Annotated in this window: 17 protein-coding genes and 2 pseudogenes; 16 read left to right on the top strand and 3 right to left on the bottom strand. The window is 48.7% G+C overall.

The genetic code is table 11. From position 1 onward, the window contains the following. Positions 1–58 precede the first annotated feature (58 nt). Positions 59–583: a rhodanese family protein gene (locus ERE07_RS01615; protein ID WP_118994247.1), complete on the bottom strand. Its 525-nt coding sequence runs from the start codon at positions 581–583 to the stop codon at positions 59–61. 25 nt (positions 584–608) lie between these two features. Next, positions 609–908: an ArsR/SmtB family transcription factor gene (locus ERE07_RS01610; RefSeq protein ID WP_228255684.1), complete on the bottom strand. Its 300-nt coding sequence runs from the start codon at positions 906–908 to the stop codon at positions 609–611. A gap of 87 nt (positions 909–995) precedes the next feature. Between ERE07_RS01610 and ERE07_RS01605 the strand changes: the two genes are divergently transcribed. The 5 genes and pseudogenes from ERE07_RS01605 (at position 996) to ERE07_RS01585 (ending at position 4,809) form a co-directional block, all read left to right on the top strand. After that, positions 996–1,868 carry an MBL fold metallo-hydrolase gene (locus ERE07_RS01605; RefSeq protein WP_118994249.1) on the top strand — a complete coding sequence of 291 codons (873 nt, stop codon included), beginning with the start codon at positions 996–998 and terminating at the stop codon, positions 1,866–1,868. 281 nt (positions 1,869–2,149) lie between these two features. Continuing rightward, a pseudogene (locus tag ERE07_RS21915) lies at positions 2,150–2,329 on the top strand (hypothetical protein); the annotation flags it as partial. Beyond that, on the top strand, positions 2,307–2,588 hold the full coding sequence (locus ERE07_RS22295) for a DUF2274 domain-containing protein (protein ID WP_118994250.1): 282 nt from the start codon (positions 2,307–2,309) through the stop codon (positions 2,586–2,588). The pseudogene ERE07_RS21915 and the gene ERE07_RS22295, both read left to right, overlap by 23 nt. A gap of 181 nt (positions 2,589–2,769) precedes the next feature. Next, on the top strand, positions 2,770–3,591 hold the full coding sequence (locus ERE07_RS01590; protein WP_164878368.1) for an Abi family protein: 822 nt from the start codon (positions 2,770–2,772) through the stop codon (positions 3,589–3,591). Between the two features lie 567 nt (positions 3,592–4,158). Continuing rightward, a complete protein-coding gene (locus ERE07_RS01585; protein WP_342366231.1) occupies positions 4,159–4,809 on the top strand; it encodes an integrase arm-type DNA-binding domain-containing protein in 651 nt (216 codons plus the stop codon). Here the strand turns inward: ERE07_RS01585 and ERE07_RS01580 are convergent. Next, positions 4,767–5,944: pseudogene (locus ERE07_RS01580) on the bottom strand (IS3 family transposase). The gene ERE07_RS01585 and the pseudogene ERE07_RS01580 overlap by 43 nt on opposite strands. A 226-nt stretch (positions 5,945–6,170) precedes the next feature. On the opposite strand from ERE07_RS01580, the gene ERE07_RS01575 reads away from it, so the two are divergent. The 11 genes from ERE07_RS01575 (at position 6,171) to ERE07_RS01525 (ending at position 18,065) form a co-directional block, all read left to right on the top strand. Beyond that, entirely contained in the window at positions 6,171–7,625 is a 1,455-nt protein-coding gene (locus ERE07_RS01575; protein ID WP_130007116.1) for a 4-hydroxyphenylacetate 3-hydroxylase family protein, read from the top strand. A 53-nt stretch (positions 7,626–7,678) separates the two neighbouring features. Continuing rightward, positions 7,679–8,872: a M20 family metallopeptidase gene (locus ERE07_RS01570; RefSeq protein ID WP_130007115.1), complete on the top strand. Its 1,194-nt coding sequence runs from the start codon at positions 7,679–7,681 to the stop codon at positions 8,870–8,872. After that, positions 8,869–9,567, top strand: coding sequence for a DUF1028 domain-containing protein (locus ERE07_RS01565; RefSeq protein ID WP_130007114.1), 699 nt, complete (start codon positions 8,869–8,871; stop codon positions 9,565–9,567). The genes ERE07_RS01570 and ERE07_RS01565 overlap by 4 nt, the downstream gene beginning before the upstream one ends. Before the next feature lie 28 nt (positions 9,568–9,595). After that, positions 9,596–10,081 carry a flavin reductase family protein gene (locus ERE07_RS01560; RefSeq protein ID WP_130007113.1) on the top strand — a complete coding sequence of 162 codons (486 nt, stop codon included), beginning with the start codon at positions 9,596–9,598 and terminating at the stop codon, positions 10,079–10,081. 208 nt (positions 10,082–10,289) lie between these two features. Further along, on the top strand, positions 10,290–11,399 hold the full coding sequence (locus ERE07_RS01555) for an ABC transporter ATP-binding protein (protein WP_130007112.1): 1,110 nt from the start codon (positions 10,290–10,292) through the stop codon (positions 11,397–11,399). Positions 11,400–11,749: 350 nt separating this feature from the next. Beyond that, positions 11,750–12,271 carry an ABC transporter permease subunit gene (locus ERE07_RS22215; protein WP_167670700.1) on the top strand — a complete coding sequence of 174 codons (522 nt, stop codon included), beginning with the start codon at positions 11,750–11,752 and terminating at the stop codon, positions 12,269–12,271. 4 nt (positions 12,272–12,275) lie between these two features. After that, positions 12,276–13,064, top strand: a complete 789-nt coding sequence (locus ERE07_RS01545; protein ID WP_130007110.1) for an ABC transporter permease — start codon at positions 12,276–12,278, stop codon at positions 13,062–13,064. Between the two features lie 46 nt (positions 13,065–13,110). Continuing rightward, the gene (locus ERE07_RS01540) at positions 13,111–14,145 is read left to right on the top strand and encodes an ABC transporter substrate-binding protein (RefSeq protein WP_167670699.1); all 1,035 of its coding nucleotides are present in this window, start codon (positions 13,111–13,113) and stop codon (positions 14,143–14,145) included. Positions 14,146–14,330: 185 nt separating this feature from the next. Then, on the top strand, positions 14,331–15,584 hold the full coding sequence (locus ERE07_RS01535) for an amidase (protein ID WP_167670698.1): 1,254 nt from the start codon (positions 14,331–14,333) through the stop codon (positions 15,582–15,584). Between the two features lie 404 nt (positions 15,585–15,988). Next, positions 15,989–16,648: a GntR family transcriptional regulator gene (locus tag ERE07_RS01530; RefSeq protein WP_130007107.1), complete on the top strand. Its 660-nt coding sequence runs from the start codon at positions 15,989–15,991 to the stop codon at positions 16,646–16,648. A 559-nt stretch (positions 16,649–17,207) separates the two neighbouring features. After that, positions 17,208–18,065, top strand: coding sequence for a GNAT family N-acetyltransferase (locus tag ERE07_RS01525; RefSeq protein WP_130007106.1), 858 nt, complete (start codon positions 17,208–17,210; stop codon positions 18,063–18,065). Positions 18,066–18,108: the final 43 nt, after the last annotated feature.

Here is an 18,108-nt window from a genome sequence, read left to right as displayed (position 1 = left end):
GAAACGTCGGAAAGCCAGGAGCGTGGTGATAAGATGCCTGGAGGCAGACGTATCTAGCCTAGCCGGCCACAGCCTTACGATTCCATGGCATACGCATCAACAGGCGGGCCATCCCGCAGAATCCAGATACACCAGCAAACACCAGGCCAGCGCCGATGGTTGCCGACAGCGCATGAAACCAGGGCGAGACTGTGGCGCCCAGCACAGCGCCCAACAGGACCAGCGAGCCTGCCGTAATCTGCACCTGGCGCTGCAACTCCATCGGCTGGGAAGTATCTGTCACCACGGGCAGCCCGGCCTTCTTCCAGGCATCGAGTCCCCCGTCCAGTACATAAGCCTCGCAGGCCGCACATGCGCTGAGTGTCTGAGCATTGATACGTGTGCGATTGCCGGAACGGCAGTGAAAGATGAGGCCCGCCGTGGCGTCGAGCGGTGCTGAGCTTTTCAGATCTTCCATGGGGACGTGGCGTGCGGCGGCGATGTGCTCGCGAGCATATTCGTTCGCTGCACGGATGTCGATCAGGATTGCGCCGTGATTCATAAGGTCTCGGGCTGCTTGGGGGGAAATAGGCTTTAAAGACATGAAAATTGACTCCGGACAGTCGGGTTCAGGGGCAGAAAATAGCCTTGAGTGTGGCAATGAGGGTGGCCACGTTTGGGTTGTCGATCCGATAATGCAGCGTTTGTGCCTCTCGGCGGAACGTCACTAGGCCCTCTTCGCGCATCTTGGCCAGATGCTGGGACAGCGCGGATTGGCTCAAGGGTACGTATTCATGCAGCGCACCTACCGTCATTTCCCCATGCTCGATCAGTAAACAGAGGGTCAACAGGCGGTGCTCATTGCCGACGGTTCGTAACATGGCAGCCGCCTGCTTCGCTCCGTCTTGTAGGAACTGCTTGTCTTTCATAGTCACAATCACAATTTATTTCGTATTTTTCTAATTTAGCATAAACTAATATATATTCAAGACTCCGTACCCCTGGATGGACAAGTTATGTTTCCTGCCGCTGACATTCAGTCCTTCTTCGATGAAGCCACCAATACGGTGAGCTATCTAGTTTCTGACCCATCCACCCGCCAAGCCGCCATCATTGATCCGGTGCTGGATTACGACCACCGCAGCGGCAAGGCTTCCACCACCTCTGCTGATCGCATGCTGGCCGCCGTCCATGCGCGTGAACTGCAGATTGCATGGATTCTTGAAACCCATGCGCATGCGGATCACCTGAGCGCAGCGCCTTACCTCAAAACTCGTACAGGTGCGCCTGTCGCTATCGGTGAGCATATTCGCGACGTACAGCGGATTTTCCGTCCAGTGTTTAACCTGGACGATGTTTTCTGCGACGGCAGCGAGTTCGACCGGCTGTTTCGCGATGGCGAAACCTTCCACATCGGTGCGCTGACCGTAGAGGTTATGCATACGCCAGGCCATACGCCCGCCTGCGTGTCGTACCGTATCGGTGACGCTGTGTTCGTGGGGGACACCTTGTTCATGCCTGATTACGGCACGGCTCGCGCTGACTTTCCAGGCGGTAGCGCATATATGCTGTACCTGTCGATTCGTCGGCTTCTGGCGTTGCCGCCAAAAACGCGTCTGTTCATGTGCCACGACTACAAGGCTCCGGGGCGCACCGAGTATGCGTGGGAATCGACCGTTGCCGAGCAGTGCCAGAGCAATGTGCATGTGCGCGATGGCGTGGGCGCCGAGGCATTCACCGAGATGCGCCAGTCTCGCGATGCCACACTTCCGGCTCCCACGCTGCTGCTGCCTTCCATTCAGGTCAACATCCGTGCGGGCCGCTTGCCGGAGTCTGAATCCAACGGCGTGCGCTACCTCAAGATCCCCGTCAGTTTGGCCGAGGCATAGGCCGGTTTGCTGCATCGGATGTGATCGAGTGAGGTAGAAAAGTGACGAGCGTGCGCGGGCACATGTAGCATAAGTCAGCGGCACTGCTATTGCAGACCTGACTTCGCCAACGGAGCAAGCTCGACCTTGACGTTAAGCTCCAATGCGTGGAGGTGCCAGTGATGTAGTCCTTCGCAACTGCTTGGGTGACCGTTTTAAGTCCAAATGCGGTCAGCCCGTCCATGACTGAGCTCGCTGCAAGGCAGACATCGCCCACAGAAACTAGAGCGATAGCAGCGGCTCGCAACATGAACATCCAACCTACGTTGACCACCCGCTCAGGGTTGCCAGTGCACATCATCGTCAACCGTGATCTGGTGCTGAGGCCTTACCAACCGCTTTTCTTCAACAAGGGGGTGTTCACAATGAGCGCGACTAAAAAAACAGCGGCTTGGGCCGCTGCCGAAGACCGAAACTGTTAAGTTAACCTTCCCGTGTCTGACTGGCCTGAAGGCCGATCTAGACCGCTACGCAGAGCTGCACGCACAAACCTATGGGGAATCGGTCGATGCCGTGACACTGATTCCACACATGCTGGAAGCGTTCATGGCGGGGACCGGGGGTTCACGAAGGGCGGAGGACGTCGTGTTGTGTTTGCATCAGAGGCATTGCCGCGAACGGCTTGGCCCCAGTTTCTGTCGGCCTTTCCGGCGTTTGCGTGAGGAGGGCTGGTTGGGTTAGAATAGTCTCAACACACCCGCCACACGTCCTATCTTCGGGTAGGGTTCTGCTAACGCAGACGTGCAAAAGGCGGGTTTTTTGCGCCCATATTACGCCCATGGCAATAAATCGCATTCCATTTAGCAAACCAGCGTCCTCGCCGGAGCAGCTTCTCCAGAAGCTGGAGCGGCAGGGGTTGGTCGTGGATGATTTTAAGCGTGGGCAAGCGCGTAATTACATGCGTTTCGTGGGCGGATATCGTCTCAAAGGGTACTGGCATCATCTGGTCGATCCAGTCACGAAAAACTTTCCCGCTGGATATCGGTTCGAACAGATTGTCAGCCGCTGCGAGTTTGATAGAGAGCTGCGAGCCCTGACCATGGCTGCCGTCGAGCGCCTGGAAATTGCGGTGCGGGTCGTGATGGCAAACCATCTGAGTCTGAAGCATTCTCCGCATTGGTTCCTGGATGGTAACTTGTTCAGGCAAGGGCGGCGGCAGGGCGCAGCTGAGCTTGTGGCGAAGATCGAGGCCGAGGTAGATCGAGCCCGCGACAAGACATTTGTGAAGCATTATTTCTCGCGGTACAGCGAACCGCATCTTCCGCCCAGTTGGTCAGTATGCGAGTGCGTAACCTTTGGGCTTTGGTCCAGAACCTATCAGTTGCTGAAGAATCCCGATGATCGCAAAGCAATCAGTCGGCGCTTCAATGTGGATGCGACTGAAGTATTTGAATCGTGGATTCATACTCTGACAGTTGTACGGAACATGGTGGCTCATAGCGGGCAACTGCTTCGCGTGACGCTTGGCGTTGCTCCCAGAGATTATCGTAAGGCAGACATTCGGTTTTCCGATTCAAAATCGTTCTATGCCGTGGCAACGGTTATCAATTACCTATTGCGACAAATAGGCCTACCGCTGGAATGGTCAGAACAGTTGAAAGCCCTGTTTGCCAAATACCCAGAGGTGCATTTGGCAGAAATAGGCTTCCCGATAGATTGGGGAAATCGACCAGGCTGGCTGTAATTAGCATCGGATTTTTCCGTTCAATAATTCTCCACTATGCGACGGATATGAGAAGCAGGCATTCCATACGGCAGGGCAATACAGCGTACCTCAGCGAAGCGCTGCAAAGTATGCCTGCATACCCTTGAATATGCTCCACGTTGATGACCAAATTCTTGGGACAAATTTGGGACAATTCAGTCGCTAAATCATGCCAATCGATGCCCATATCAAGCCAGAGACAAGTAAGGCGTAGTTTTATTAACTAATTGATTATAAAAGATAATTTCGCCTTTCTGTCCCCGACAGCAACTGCTCCTCCTCCACCATGGGAGTGTGTGCTGACACATCAACCTTTGGAAATGCAGGCCTTTCGGGCACTATGCCCCTTGTTTGCTGACTCTGCTCGGATTTTAATGGCTCGGTGTTTTGCATTCGTTATGCTATCTACGTCTATCTAAATCTATCTACACTGGTGATTCTGGCGTAGGTTTTTTCAGCAGGTTTTGTAAACCTACACCGGGACTGGGATGCAATTCGACGCGATAGCAGCCAAACTGCTGCAGCCAAAACAACACATTAACATTGATGGCCCCGGGGCTCCGGTTGTTAGCTTTCGAAACCAGGCGCACCTGGGCGTACAAATATAAAAGCCCGACGGATGGCCGGATGCGTCAAATCAAGATCGGGCATTGGCCTATCATGTCTCTTCCTGCTGCTATTGTCGCTTGGGAGTCCTTACGTACGCAACCTGATGCTGGTGAGGATCCCGCGATGGAGGCACGTACCGAACAAGCCGAAGTGGCCGTGCAGAAACAAGCGGCCAAGCAACGCAAGGGGGCGGGCGTGCGGGCGGCTCGCCAAGTCTGCAATTGTTACCTGGATGGCCATATCGACCCCAACCGGGCGCCGAAAGGTGCGAAAGAGATTCGACGCACGTTCGACACGGTGCTCGGCGGTGTAGCAGAAATGGATGTCGTTGAGGTTACTCGGTCGATCGCGTTCGGTGTGATCCAAAGCTTCGTCGACAAGCCTGTCCAGGCGGGAATTCTTCGGCGCGAATTGGGTGCGGCCTGGGATTATACGTTGGAAGCTGGCCCGCTGCCCGTAGACACGCCAAATTGGTGGCAGTTGATTCTGCGCGACAAATTGAGGTCGAGGGGGAATGACCCTGCCTCGCTTCCACGTATACCAAGTTATGCTGCTTTCAACATGGCTTCAGCAGTAACTGGGGCCTGAAACCCGTTCGAGGAATGCAGGCGTCGTCGGTTATAAAAGCCTTCTATCCAATCCACGATATCGAGCCGAGCTTGCTGGCGATCACGATAATGGACCCGATAAAGCCTCTCCACTTTCAACGTTTTAAAGAAACTAGCCATTGGCGCATTATCCCAAGCATTGGCCTTGCGGCTCATAGACATCACGAAGCCATACTGCGATACCAGCTTCTGATGCATATGGCTGGCATACTGACTGCCGCGATCCGTGTGCAGGATCAGGCCCTTTGCCGGCTTTCGTTGCCAATGGGCAGACTTCAGGGCTTAGCAGACAAGCGCGGCATCAATCCTCTCAGACATCGACCAGCCGACTATCCGACGAGTGGCAAGATCAAGTACAGCGGCCAAATACAGCCATCCCTGACCGGTGGCCACATACGTAATGTCCGCTACCCACGCCTGATTCGGATGCCAGCCATCGACGCGTCTTTAGAGCACATTTTGAGCAAGCGGCAGTTTGTGGTCCGAATCGGTTGTGACCCGGTAAGGGCGTCTGTAGACCGGATTCAAACCCTGGCGCAACAGACTGCGGCGTACCCGCTCGCTGCCAAAACGCAAGCCTTGCTGGCGCAGCGCCTGTATGATTCTGGGCCTGCCACAGCTGCCTTTGCTCTCAAGATGAATCACTGCGATTCGAGCATCGAGCGACGCGTTTTCTCTAGCTCGAGAACTCCGGGGCCGCGTTCGCCATTGGCAGTAACCGGAACGAGATACCGACAAAAGGCGACACAAACTGCTAACTGCGTAATGGCCGCGGTTTTGTTCGATCCAGGCATACTTCATCGCGAAGCCTTGGCGAAGTATGGCGTCGCTTTTTTTTAAAATTTCAACATCCAATTTGGCCTCTGCCAGCTCCTTTCTCAGTCGGCTGTTCTCGGCCTCCAGCTCTGAGACGAGGCGTTTAGACAGGCCAGGTAGAGCATCGACGTCACAGACTCTTCCTTGCGCGCCTGACGAGCCCAGTTGCCCACCGTGGCCGTAGGCACACCCAGTCTTCGGGCTGCTTCATTAACACCAACGGACTCCAGCAAGCGAACCGCTTCAACCTTGAACTCCTCGGTGTACTCCCTCTTGCCGATATTTTTCTCTTTCATCATCGCTCTGCGTACAGTAAGAATTCAAGCAATTCCTGCTGTACGTGAAACCGGAACAAGGTCACATCTTTGTTACGTCGCTTATTCGAGCTTTGCGTCGTAACAATCCTGTTTCTCTGTTGGCATTCAGCCGAATAATTCTTGGAAACTTTAAAAATCAAAAGGAAATTGACATGAAATACTATCTTGTATACAATAATGTATAACACGCTAGCAAAGGAGGCTGGAGATGGGTTTGAAAACCGGTGAACAGTACAAAGAGAGTCTTAGGGACGGGCGGAATGTTTATATTTCGGGAGAAAGGGTGTCTGACGTAACGACACACCCTGCTTTTCGTTCGATGGTTGAAAATATCGCACGTCTATACGATATGCATTTTGATGCCGAAATAGGTCAGCACCTAACCACAACATCGAATGGAGAACGTGTCAGTCGATTTCATAAATTCCCGGAGACTAGAGAAGACTTGGAGCATGTGAGGTTGGGAACTCTAGCTGCTTTAAGTGAAATCGGAGGGACTCTGGATAGGTTTGGAGATGAAACTGCGTCGGCCTTATTCACGCTTCATGACAATAAAGACATACTGCAGCAACATGATGCTCGTTACGCCGCCGCCGTCGATCATTGGTTAGGACGACTGCAGAGCACTCAAGAGTTTATGACCAGCGCCAATACAGACCCAAAGGGCGACAGAAGTAAACAACCCTTTGAGCAGGACGACTTGGATATGCATGTTCGGGTAGTTGAAGAGAATGATGATGGAATTGTGATCCGAGGTGCAAAATTTGAAACGGGAGCATCGTACGCTAACGTTGCGTTTGTCAAACCCACGGTAGGCAGTTGGGGTGACAAAAATAAAGATTTCGCAGTGGCATGCGTTGTTCCGTTAAATCATCCAAACATTACTCATATCTGTCGCAGGTCGATGGCCTCTGGAACAACATCGTTCGACCGGCCGTTAACTTATCATGCTGATGAGATTGACACACTGATTGTCATGGATAACGTATTTGTTCCTTGGCAAGATGTATTTTTCTCTCGAAATCCCGTGGTTGCCCAAGAATTGCGGGCCCATCTGCACCGATTTGGCGCGTACAGTTATTTAATTAGAGCTCTCTCAAAAGCTGATTTGCTTGTTGGCGCAGCATTGATGGTTACCGGCCATTCAAAACTGTCAAATATTCCCAGCATTCAAGAGAAGTTGTCGCAGCTGATGCTTTATCGCCAAACAATATATGGTCATGTCATCAGTGCAGAAGCAGATTGCTACGTCGGAAAAAACGGTGTCATGTATCCAGGTCAAACACAGATTTATGCTGGGCGCATGTATGCAGCACTAAATTATCATCACGCAATACATACCTTGAGAGACTTAGCGGGGGGAAGCGCTGTTCTCGTTCCCGACCGTGCAAGTTTAGAAAGCTCTGAAACTGGTGGAGTAGTTAAAAAATATTTTCGAGTCGGGAGCGTCGAAGCTGAGGATCGGTTACGCGTACTTAATCTAGTAGCCGATCTAACTTCTTCATCTTATGCTGGCCAAAAAGCAGTCTATCAAATGTTTGCGGAAAGTCCTCCGCACGTTCAGGCTGCAACATTATTTAGATCATATGATCAGTCAACCTCAATAGCTCGTGCAAAGCGAATATTGGAGCGTGCAGATGAGCTAGATCGGATTTTGGGCTGATGTAATTATAAATATTCGATCTATAAGCTAAATTTAATAAATTGGAGGTATTTATGAAGTTGATTAAGGTTGGCGAAAAAGCAAAGGAATTTTTTGAAAAAAATTTAGAAGACTACCTACAGATTTGGGAAAAAGTAGTCAACATTGACAGTGGAAGTTATGACGTTGAAGGGGTCAAAGCTGTCGGAAGTGTGTTCGCCGAAGAATTGAAGAAACGAGGCTTTGATGTGAGAGCGGAGCAAACCGATCCACAATTCGCACCTCATTTGATCGCGGAACGCCATCGGCCTGACGGCAACAAGGGCACCGTTGTATTGATTGGCCATTGCGATACGGTGTGGCCTAAAGGAACAGTGAAGGACTGGCCATTCTCGATAAAGGAAGGCATGGTTACTGGGCCGGGGTCGGGCGACATGAAAGGCCCCAACGTTATGGGGCTGGCTGCGCTCGACGCTATAGATGCTTTGAACATCAAAGGCCCTGAACATGTGAAGTTTCTGCTGATCTCAGACGAAGAAGTTGGTAGTCCCTCCAGCCGAGCATTGATCGAGCGGGAGGTGAGATCAGTTGATTGTGCATTATGTTTGGAACCAGCACGAAAAAATGGGTATTTAGTTACTAGTCGCCGAGGACTTGCTACATACATTGTTGATATCGCTGGGGTGACGGCACATGCTGGCTATGACTTCGGGGCCAGCGCTGTAGTGGAGATGGCCCATAAGATCATCGCTTATGAAAACCTCACTGCTTCGGATTTCAGCTGTCGAGTGTCGGTTGGTGTTGCAAAAGGTGGAGTGGCAAAACAAGTGGTGCCGGAGTCAGCAGTTATGCATGTAGACGTCCGAGCTCATACCATGGAGTTATTGGAGGAAGTATGTCGGAAAGTACAGGAAATTTCGGCAAAAACTTATGTTTCAGGGACGAAAACGGCTTGGCGAGGAGGAATTACACGGCCAATTTTTCCGCGCTCCAAGGGGGTGCAAGAATTGTTTCGCCGCGCCAAGGTTGTTGCTGATCATTTGAAGGTATCAAATTTTGGTGAAATGAGTACGCCTGGGGGATCGGATGGAAGTTTTGCGGCCGCATTAGGAGTTCCTACGCTAGATGGGCTCGGGCCCGTTGGAATTGACATCTGCAGTAAAAGAGAGGTGGTACCGCTACATAGTTTTTCAGAACGCGGCGCGATACTTACTGCACTTTTAGCTGAAAACGATTTAGTGAATATACCTAAAGGAACAGAGGAATGACTTTTTCTATTGTGGGTCTATGTAAAGAATCTAATCAAATTGGCATCTGCACTGTCAGTGCAAGCATTTCTCATGGAGGCCATTGCCCATTTCTCTCCTCAACCGTGGGGGCTGTAATCACGCAGGCCAGAACTAATTCTTTTCATGGTCATCATATTTTACAGTTGATGGAAAAAGGTATTCCACCAAAGGATGCGTTGGAAGCCTCGCTGCGGTGTGACAGTAATCGTGAATATAGACAGGTTGGTGCGCTCAATTGGAATGGAGAGGGCGCAGCATTTACTGGCACGTCGACACGAGACTGGAAGGGGCACGTAATTGGAAATGACTTCGTTGCATGTGGAAATTTAGTTATAGGTAAACAGGTAGTTGACGCGATTGGGGAAGCCTTCAGCAGATCTAAAAATATATCTTTAGCCCAACGTTTGATGGGGGCGATCGAGGCAGGACAATTAGCAGGAGGAGAGTTGGGAGGCCCGCATTCTGCAACTCTATTACTGGATACTAATAAACGTAATCCCATGTGGCCCGTAAGTGTCGATCTAAGAATAGACTGGGCCGAAAATGCAATAACTGCACTACGCCAAGCATATCAGGAATGGGTTGCACACGTTGGTCGTCTTAAAAATGAACCGATAACAAAGTTTTATCCCTTGACTACAGAAATAGGGATGGATGGGGCTCTTATTTATTAACAGAGTATAAATAAAATAGAGGTGCTCAATGAACGAACATTTGAAAATAGAATTTCGGGAAGCGATGAGCCGATTAGCGGGCGGAGTGGCCGTAGCTACAACGTTTATAGAGGGGCGTCCTTGGGGAGTTACGATGACTTCCTGCTGTTCCCTTTCGATGGATCCGCCGATGATATTGATTTGTGTTGCAAAGCATAATTATGCAACACAGTTTTTTATTAAATGCTCTACATTCGGCGTGAATTTTCTTGCGGACTCTCAAACTGATGTTGCAGAGTTTGCATCGAGAAAAGGAAACGCAAAATTTATGGAAAATCATAACGCCGGAGAGCCAAAAGCACTTCGTTTGAAAAACGCAGTAGCGTTTGTTGAGTGTACGTTAGATAGCGCAATCTCCGCAGGAGACCATTATATAGTTATTGGCCGCGTAGAGGAGGTCGGTCTTGGGGAGGCAGCAAAACCGTTGGTATATTACTCAAGAGATTTTTATAGTGTAGCAATTTGCACAATGTAGCAATACTGGTTCAAGGGTTTAGAACGAATATGCAAGAGCGCAAATTAATAAATACTTGCCAGCATTGAAGGCTGTTCGACGGTTAGTGGATAAGGTTTTAAATGCAGGCTTTTTCTAATTTATAAAGAATTTGTGCGTAGGGTGACAGAATAGTTGAATAAAGAATAGCATAATATGCGTTCAGCAACTATAACGGAGAGAGACAGATATGAATCACGTTGTCGGCGGGATGGCAAACTTAAATCGCTCGGCGCTCCAACTTCGAAATATCAAAAAAACATATCGTGAGCAGCCGGCAGTACGCAATCTAAATTTAGATATAAAAGAGGGAGAGTTATTCACCCTATTAGGGCCTAGTGGATGTGGTAAAAGCACCATACTACGTATGATAGCGGGTCTTGTAGAGCCTACCAGTGGTGAGATATGGATCAACGGTACCCGGGTGGACACGTTGAAAACCAACATGCGTAACGTGGCCATGCTATTCCAAAGTATCGCGCTGTTTCCTCATATGTCCGTATCCGAAAATGTAGCCTACGGATTGAAAGTGAGAGGGGTAAATAAATCAGAGATTGCCATGCGCGTTAAGGAAATGCTTTCTTTAGTATCTCTTCTGGAATATCAAGACCGTTACCCCATTGAGCTTAGCGGAGGTCAACAACAGCGTGTGGCTTTAGCACGTGCCCTGATCACCCGGCCGCAAGTATTACTATTGGATGAGCCGTTTAGCGCACTTGATCGTCAGTTGCGAGATTCATTACGGATTGCTTTTAGAAAAATACAACTTGAGTTGAAGGTTACAACCATCTTTGTTACGCACGATCAAGATGAAGCGTTACTCCTATCCGATCGCCTACTTGTAATGTCCGAGGGAGAGGTGGAGGATCTCGGAGAACCCACACGTGTTTATGATCGCCCCAGGACAGTATTTACTGCGAATTTTCTTGGAAATTGCAATATTCTAAAAGGACGAGTTATTGGAATTGGGCCAAATGATATTCAAGTAAGCTTAGGGCGGGATTGGAAAGTTTCAATATTTTGTGCAAATGGTCATACTCTTTCGGCTGTGGGGGAGGTAGCTCTAGGTATTCGGCAGGAGCTAATTGAGGTAATGAATGATGAATATGAAGGAGAATATGCCTTTTCGGGAAAGATAGTGATGACCGGTAATAGCGGTTCTCGATTGTATTACGAGATAGATGTGCCGAATGTTGGCATTCTATATACTAATACCCCGCGAAATGGAGAGCCTCATAATATAAATTCGCTCGTTAAACTGCGTATTGATCCGGCCAACATTATGCTTTTACAGGAATAAAATAAATGAGGTATCGGCAAAGAAATCTTAAAATTCTGGGCCTTCTTGTCCCTGCTATTGTGGTGATGGCTGCATATTTCATACCATTACTATCGTTTCTGTGTAGCAGTCTATGGGATTCACAAGTAACCGGCCGGCAGCAATCTCTAACTCTCGATAATTATATACGACTTCTAACGGATTCATACTATTTACAAGTGCTTTTTCGAACGCTATGGGTAGCATTAGTTCTTACAATAATCTCTCTAGTTCTTTCATATCCGGTGGCGTTGATCTACAACAGAGCGAATTCACCTTATATTAGAAAAATATTGTTATTGGCCTTGATCGTACCGTTTCTATCAGGGGTCGTGACACTAGCATATGCCTGGTTAATCTTGCTTGGAAATAATGGGCCAATTAATTATATATTAGTTATGTTGGGGCTAACTAACGCACCTTTACAGATGGTTTTCAATTGGACTGGTGTTTATGTAAGTCTGCTCCACTTCCTAGTGCCCTTTACCGCGCTTACGCTTATAAGCGGGTTTCGGGCTGCATCGAAGGTATACGAAGATGCTGCGTTTACTTTAGGAGCGAGCGTAACACAAGTGCTTCGTCAAATTACTTTGCCTCTTACGGTGCCAGCTATTATCTCATCCGCTTCATTAACATATGCGTTGGCTGTTAGTGCTTTTGTTTTTCCATTGTTGTTAGGTGGTGGAAAAGTCATGATGATGTCAAACATGATCTATGATCAGGTCCTCTCAACTTTTGATTTTCCATTCGCTGCAGCTATTTCTACGGTGTTTTTAATGGGAACGTTATTAACTATGGCTTTTTTTATATTTCTGGAGCGTTTTGTTCGGCATTTATTGAAAATAGGAGGTTGAGTAAATGGATAATAAGTGGATTTTTAGCATAACAATATTTGTCTGCTGTTTTCTCTTGACTCCTGTTTTTTTTATAATATTCTACTCATTTGTTTCAAGTGTATATTTTTCATGGCCGGCCGAATGGCCATCTTTAAAGTGGTATGTACGTTTGTATGAGAATGACGGATTCAGACAAGCGTTTCGTACCAGTATCACTATGACTGCCATAGTTACGCCGGTATCTTTATTGTTAGCAATTCCAACCAGCATTGCGTTAACAAGATTCAATTTTTTTGGCCGGGATACTATCAATAATTTATTAATGTCACCGCTACTCGTTCCTGGTGTGGTTACGGGCGTGGTTATATTGAGCTTCGGATCCGCGAGAGGCCTAACTGGCGGTTATTTCCTTCTAGTTGTCGGTATGGTTATTTTCACTTTTCCTTTTGCATTGCGTGCATTGATATCGACTTTTAGATCAATTAATTCTGATATAGAGGAGTGTGCCAGAACCTTAGGAGCTAGTGAATGGCAAATATTTTCATCAGTGACACTGCAGCAGCTTAAACCCGGTCTTTTGGCAGGTAGCATATTTGTGTTTACTCAGGCATTTGATAATTTTGCTATTACTGCCTTTTTGGCGGGGGCTGGGCATACGACTATTCCTGTGGAGACATTTCAATATATAAGAGACTTCGATGACCCAACGGTTGCTGCGCTATCCGGCGTACTTATCCTCATGACCGTGATATTAACTTATTTTATTGAAAAAACGCTTGGAATAGACAAATTTCTACGCCTTGATGGGTGAAATTATTATGGTTTTAAGATTTTCATAAAAAATTATGGAGGAACAAATGGCTAGAGTTTATAAATTTATAATTGGAGTCATCGCTGGTGTAGGAATCGGAGTTGGGTGTTTGAATAGTAATTCGTTTGCCAGTTCTCCTAGCGATGTGAAGGAAATCAGCGTTTTATTATGGGGCACTACGTGGACAATATTGGGGGAAAGTTTGGCGAAAGAATTTGAAAAAGAGACTGGTATCAAAGTTCGACCGGTTACTCAAGCCTCTTCCGGAGAAGGACTCATAAAGTTGCGTTTTATGAAGGATAAGCCGTTGGTTGATGTTTGGTTTACCACTAAATCTGTAGCTGAGCGGGCTTCCAGCGACACACAACTATTTGCTGATATTCCAGTAGCTTCTATGCAAAATCTTGACAATCTTATGGATGGGGCGCTTCGCCGTAAGTATGTTGGCCTTTATTACTATCCGTTGCTAGTTCTTTGGAGAGAAGATCTTCTTAAGGAAGATATTACATCATGGGAAGACCTGTGGACGCGCAACGATCTGAAAGGAAAGGTTGGCATCCCAGATATGAACATGTTTCAGGCACAATTTCTGTTGGTTGCCAACCGACTTGGCGATGGACAGGAGCCGGATATTATGAATGGTTTTCAGCGAATTAGAGAGCTGAAGCCGCAGATTGGTCTGATTTATGGGTCTGACTCCCAGGCTCGACAGGCTGTGGCCAGTGGTCAAATCGCTGCTTTGGTTACTAATTCAAAACGTGTGAAGGAGCTTCGGGAAGCCGGTTTTTCTATTGGCGCAGTCAGTCCCGCGCCTTCGCCAGTTGGTATGGATGTGATGATGATTATTAATGGGCCCAAACAGGAGGCTGCGGCGAAATTTGTTGATTTTCTCATGAGGGAGTCGAGCCAAAAGATAGTTGCCGAGCGCCTTTTCATGGGGCCGGTGAACAATGCGGTGCATCCCGCTCAAGAGCTTGCCGAAATTCTGCCACAAGCAGCGGATACGGTAGAGTTTGACGATGCCATGATAAACAGCAATATTGGAAAATGGATGGAACAGTTCAATAAGACGGTTAATTGATGACTCGCACTCTTTACTTGTGTTGGATGTGATGAAATATGCGAATTGGGGAGCCGGCTCATAGCAGTCAGAGCCGGTCACTTCTACTTATGGTTGAAATACTTGTCAGTGACGTGTATTGAGTTTGATGTGGTAGTTAAAGATCAAAGTCATTAATGAGTTTAAGCGTCTCCGGAGTTAATACTATGCAAGGCTTCCTGCATCACACCGAAACTGCGACGGAAGTAGCAGGCCGCGTTGGGGAAAAGCTAATTAAGAGAGATGCTTCGGTGCATGCATTTCGTGATTTTGACCTGGGACGTTTACTGGCTGGTGCAAAGGAGCTTGATCGACGACCGCATAGCCTGCGAGGCCCTTTGCATGGACTGATTATTGCAGTCAAAGAGGTTTTTGATGTGGAGCAGCTCCGGTGTACTTGGGGGTTGTCCGCGTTGCATGGCCGAGTGCCGACTGAAGATGCGAATATTGTCATCAAATTGAAACAGCTCGGCGCTTTAGTTGCTGGCACTACGATATCAACGGAGCTCGCTATTGCGCGTGCGGGACCCACGCGGAACCCTTTGAACTTTGAATTGACGCCTGGGGGCTCCTCCAGCGGTTCCGCAGCGGCAGTTGCGGCCGGGATAGTTCCCATCGCTATAGGCTCACAAACGATAGGGTCTATAGTGAGGCCCGCTGCTTTTTGCGGTGTGATCGGCTTTAAACCTACCCGACAGTTGCTTAATACTGGTGGCATGATGTCTTTGGCTCCGCCTTTGGATCATGTGGGGTTAATCGGTTCAAACATTCGAGATTTGCATTTCGTTGTTCACTATCTGGCGGATATACCCTACATTCCGCTGCCAGAAAATAACTCACGCGTATCAAAGGTATTGCTGACAACACCGGATACGCGATATCCGCTCGAGCCGGCGATGGCGGTCGCCTTGCAATCCTTCGTGCAACGTTTAACCCATATGTCAATTTGCGTTTCCCAACTTCGTCTTCCTTTAACCTTCTCGGCAGCGTTTCTTCTAGCTCAAACTATTGTTGCCTATAACATAGCTCGATCTCATTGCGACCTGTTGGAACGGCATAAAGATAGTGTTAGTTGCCAGCTACTTAGTTTGCTCAAGCGTGGACAGCAAATATCTGATATTGAATATCAAATGGCGGTAGAGAAATGCGAGGCCGTAACGCGCGAGATTGGGAGGCAGATGGACGATGAGACTATTATCGTATCGCCAGCGACAGATGGACTAATTCCCCAATGGCATCGCGATCATACAGGTTCACCACTGTATCAGGCTCTTTGGACAATTACTGGAATGCCTGTCATATCAATGCCCATCAGTAGAACGAAGGGATTGCCTCTATCCGTGCAGCTAATAGCCGCTCAGCATTGCGATCCTATCTTGCTGACTTTTGCTAATCGGATCGAAGCAATAGTTCGAGCCTGAATCTGAACTGTTGGATACCCTATTAGTTGTCTACGCATGCAGCACATGGTGCCAGCGCTACCGGCCCGGCACTGCAATCGAAGACAACGCTGCGCAGTGTTGCTTTTTAACAAGCTGAGGCTTTGCGCTAAAAATTTAATAAAAGTCGGGTATGATTCTCGGATCTTCTGATATCGACGTTGTGGCGGACATTCATGCATTGATAGTTAGACTGTTGATAGGGGATGGTCTCGGTCTTGGCTGATGAAGACGACGACAGCTTTGCTCATGAAGTCACTACATGCTAAGTGTGAATTTTCTGAAATGAGTAGAGACCGACAATAATGTGGTCGTAAGGCGTAATGATACGCTTACAACTAGGTTCAAATTAAAATGCAACGAGTGGGTAAGGGATACAGTAACGAATGTTGAGTGATGACAAAATTGGCCCGGAGCAACCGCTGGATCAGCGTGTCTACCGCTATATTTTATGGCAGCTATTAAATGGGAAAATATTTCCTGGGATGCGCTTGAATGAGCAGGAATATAGTGATTTATGTAAAGTTAGTAGGTCTCCGGTTAGAAGTGCAATAAAACAATTGGCGCAAGAAGGGCTTGTAGATACTCAAGTGAGTAAAGGAGCAATGATCCGCCGATTAAGTATTAATGAAGCGGAAGCTGTTTTCAGTTTTCGTGCGGAATTGGCTAAGCTTGCGGCTGAGTGGTGTGTTAGGAATATTACTGATATTGATATATTGGAGTTATCCACGTTAATAGAGGAAGAGAAACAATATGCAGACAAGGAAGACTTGGTTAATATTTTGAAAGTGTCTCGGGCATTTCATCTCAAAATAGCGGACGTGGCAAATAATTCGTGGCTGAAGAAATCATTGAGTGAATTATTGATTCATTCATCGATATTACATCTGTATTATGGCCCCACTATGAAATACCCAGCAAGATCCCCCATGGAGCATCAAGCTTTACTTGAATTACTTTCGGCTAGAGAGGGTGAGCAAGCAGGGGAACTGGCTCGCGAACAAGTTCTTGATCTCGGCAGGAGATATATTAAAACAAAATATTAATTGCCTCAAAAATTTAGTTTGGAAATGTTCTGCCATCGCAGATAAGCCTGTGATCTAGTTGGAATGGCAAGCCTCATAATCATAGCTTCGAAGGCAAGTTCCAAAACGAATGCGTGTCCATGGCATAGTTCTGTTACCGCCGGGAGGCGAGGATAATCTTTGGCACCGCCACTCCAATGAGATTCGAATACATTCCAGTCTGAATCACCTGACTTCACGGCAGTTCGTAGCACCCCTCGATAAAGAATTAATTCCCGCCAGAGTCTCAAATTTTTACTGGTAGGAAGTTCCCAGACGGGTCATTGGCTCTAAGCCAAGCCATCCGAATGAACTTCTTTGTTTGGAAAAACTTATACTAGCGACGCACAACAAAGAAAAAAAGATGATTTCTGGCCTGCGCTTCAACAGTTGGATACCTCTTCAGCTCATCGAGGGGCGCGGTGCATTCGGAGGGGCTTGTTATGGCTGTCGGGGGTGATGCTTTGCCGTCGCGGATGCGATCTGCGAATCGGTTTTGTCGGGGCGTGCGCTACGCCTCGGCTGGATTGCTGGTGTGATCATGAACACAGCTTCTTTTCGCATACGCGCGATGGATCGCACCGCGCTTCAGATCGGTATTGACTGGGCTGCAGCCGAGGGTTGGAACCCAGGCCTCCATGATGCCGTGTGTTTCCATGCGGCCGATCCGGAAGGTTTTCTGGTCGGATTGCTTGGCGATGAGCCGGTGGGCATGATCTCGGCAGTTCGTTACGGCGCGCACTTCGGTTTTGTCGGGCTTTATATCGTGCGACCGCGATATCGGGGCAAGGGTTTTGGCAGTGCGCTCTGGCAGGCTTGCATGCGACGCCTGGACCGATGTTCGATCGGCCTGGATGGTGTGGTTGCGCAGCAGGCCAATTACCAAAAGAGTGGTTTTGTCTTGGCTCATAATAATGTGCGGTATCAGGGCGCCGTCGGTGCGTCACGCAGCGCCTTTCCTGATGAGGATATCGTCTCCCTCGAGCGCATTCCATTTGCGGCGTTGCTGCACTATGACGCGGCCTGTTTTCCGGGGCCGCGCGGAAAGTTTTTGTGCCAATGGATTGCCCAGCCAGGCAGCCGCGCCTTTGGGTTTTTGCAGCAAGGGGTGCTCGCTGGATACGGCGTGCTCAGGCCTTGCCGAGACGGCTTCAAAATAGGACCTCTCTTTGCTGATCGGCGGGCGGTCGCGAGCCGGCTGTTGCGCGCTTTGATGGCAGACTTGCCGGCGGGCGCCCAGTTGCAGCTGGATGTGCCCGAGCCTAACCAAGAGGCTGTGGCGTTGGCCCAGGAATACCAAATGAAGCCGGTGTTCGAAACCGCGCGCATGTATAAGGGTACTCCGCCTGCATTGACCATTGGGCGGGTATTCGGGATTTCGACGTTTGAGCTGGGATGATGGCGCAGTCGATGCGGTTTTTCACTGGCTGAGGCTCGCGCAA

The sequence above is a fragment of the Allopusillimonas ginsengisoli genome, assembly GCF_004153455.1.
GTDB lineage: Bacteria > Pseudomonadota > Gammaproteobacteria > Burkholderiales > Burkholderiaceae_B > Allopusillimonas > Allopusillimonas ginsengisoli.
This window is presented reverse-complemented; position numbering and strand designations above follow the sequence as displayed.

What these genes read in the sequence shown, in the direction of transcription:
- ERE07_RS01615 (WP_118994247.1), bottom strand. Translation starts at nt 583, where the DNA reads ATGTCTTTAAAGCCTATTTCCCCCCAAGCAGCCCGAGACCTTATGAAT.
- ERE07_RS01610 (WP_228255684.1), bottom strand. Translation starts at nt 908, where the DNA reads ATGAAAGACAAGCAGTTCCTACAAGACGGAGCGAAGCAGGCGGCTGCC.
- ERE07_RS01605 (WP_118994249.1), top strand. Translation starts at nt 996, where the DNA reads ATGTTTCCTGCCGCTGACATTCAGTCCTTCTTCGATGAAGCCACCAAT.
- ERE07_RS01585 (WP_342366231.1), top strand. Translation starts at nt 4,159, where the DNA reads ATGGCCCCGGGGCTCCGGTTGTTAGCTTTCGAAACCAGGCGCACCTGG.
- ERE07_RS01575 (WP_130007116.1), top strand. Translation starts at nt 6,171, where the DNA reads ATGGGTTTGAAAACCGGTGAACAGTACAAAGAGAGTCTTAGGGACGGG.
- ERE07_RS01570 (WP_130007115.1), top strand. Translation starts at nt 7,679, where the DNA reads ATGAAGTTGATTAAGGTTGGCGAAAAAGCAAAGGAATTTTTTGAAAAA.
- ERE07_RS01565 (WP_130007114.1), top strand. Translation starts at nt 8,869, where the DNA reads ATGACTTTTTCTATTGTGGGTCTATGTAAAGAATCTAATCAAATTGGC.
- ERE07_RS01560 (WP_130007113.1), top strand. Translation starts at nt 9,596, where the DNA reads ATGAACGAACATTTGAAAATAGAATTTCGGGAAGCGATGAGCCGATTA.
- ERE07_RS01555 (WP_130007112.1), top strand. Translation starts at nt 10,290, where the DNA reads ATGAATCACGTTGTCGGCGGGATGGCAAACTTAAATCGCTCGGCGCTC.
- ERE07_RS01545 (WP_130007110.1), top strand. Translation starts at nt 12,276, where the DNA reads ATGGATAATAAGTGGATTTTTAGCATAACAATATTTGTCTGCTGTTTT.
- ERE07_RS01540 (WP_167670699.1), top strand. Translation starts at nt 13,111, where the DNA reads ATGGCTAGAGTTTATAAATTTATAATTGGAGTCATCGCTGGTGTAGGA.
- ERE07_RS01535 (WP_167670698.1), top strand. Translation starts at nt 14,331, where the DNA reads ATGCAAGGCTTCCTGCATCACACCGAAACTGCGACGGAAGTAGCAGGC.
- ERE07_RS01530 (WP_130007107.1), top strand. Translation starts at nt 15,989, where the DNA reads ATGTTGAGTGATGACAAAATTGGCCCGGAGCAACCGCTGGATCAGCGT.
- ERE07_RS01525 (WP_130007106.1), top strand. Translation starts at nt 17,208, where the DNA reads ATGAACACAGCTTCTTTTCGCATACGCGCGATGGATCGCACCGCGCTT.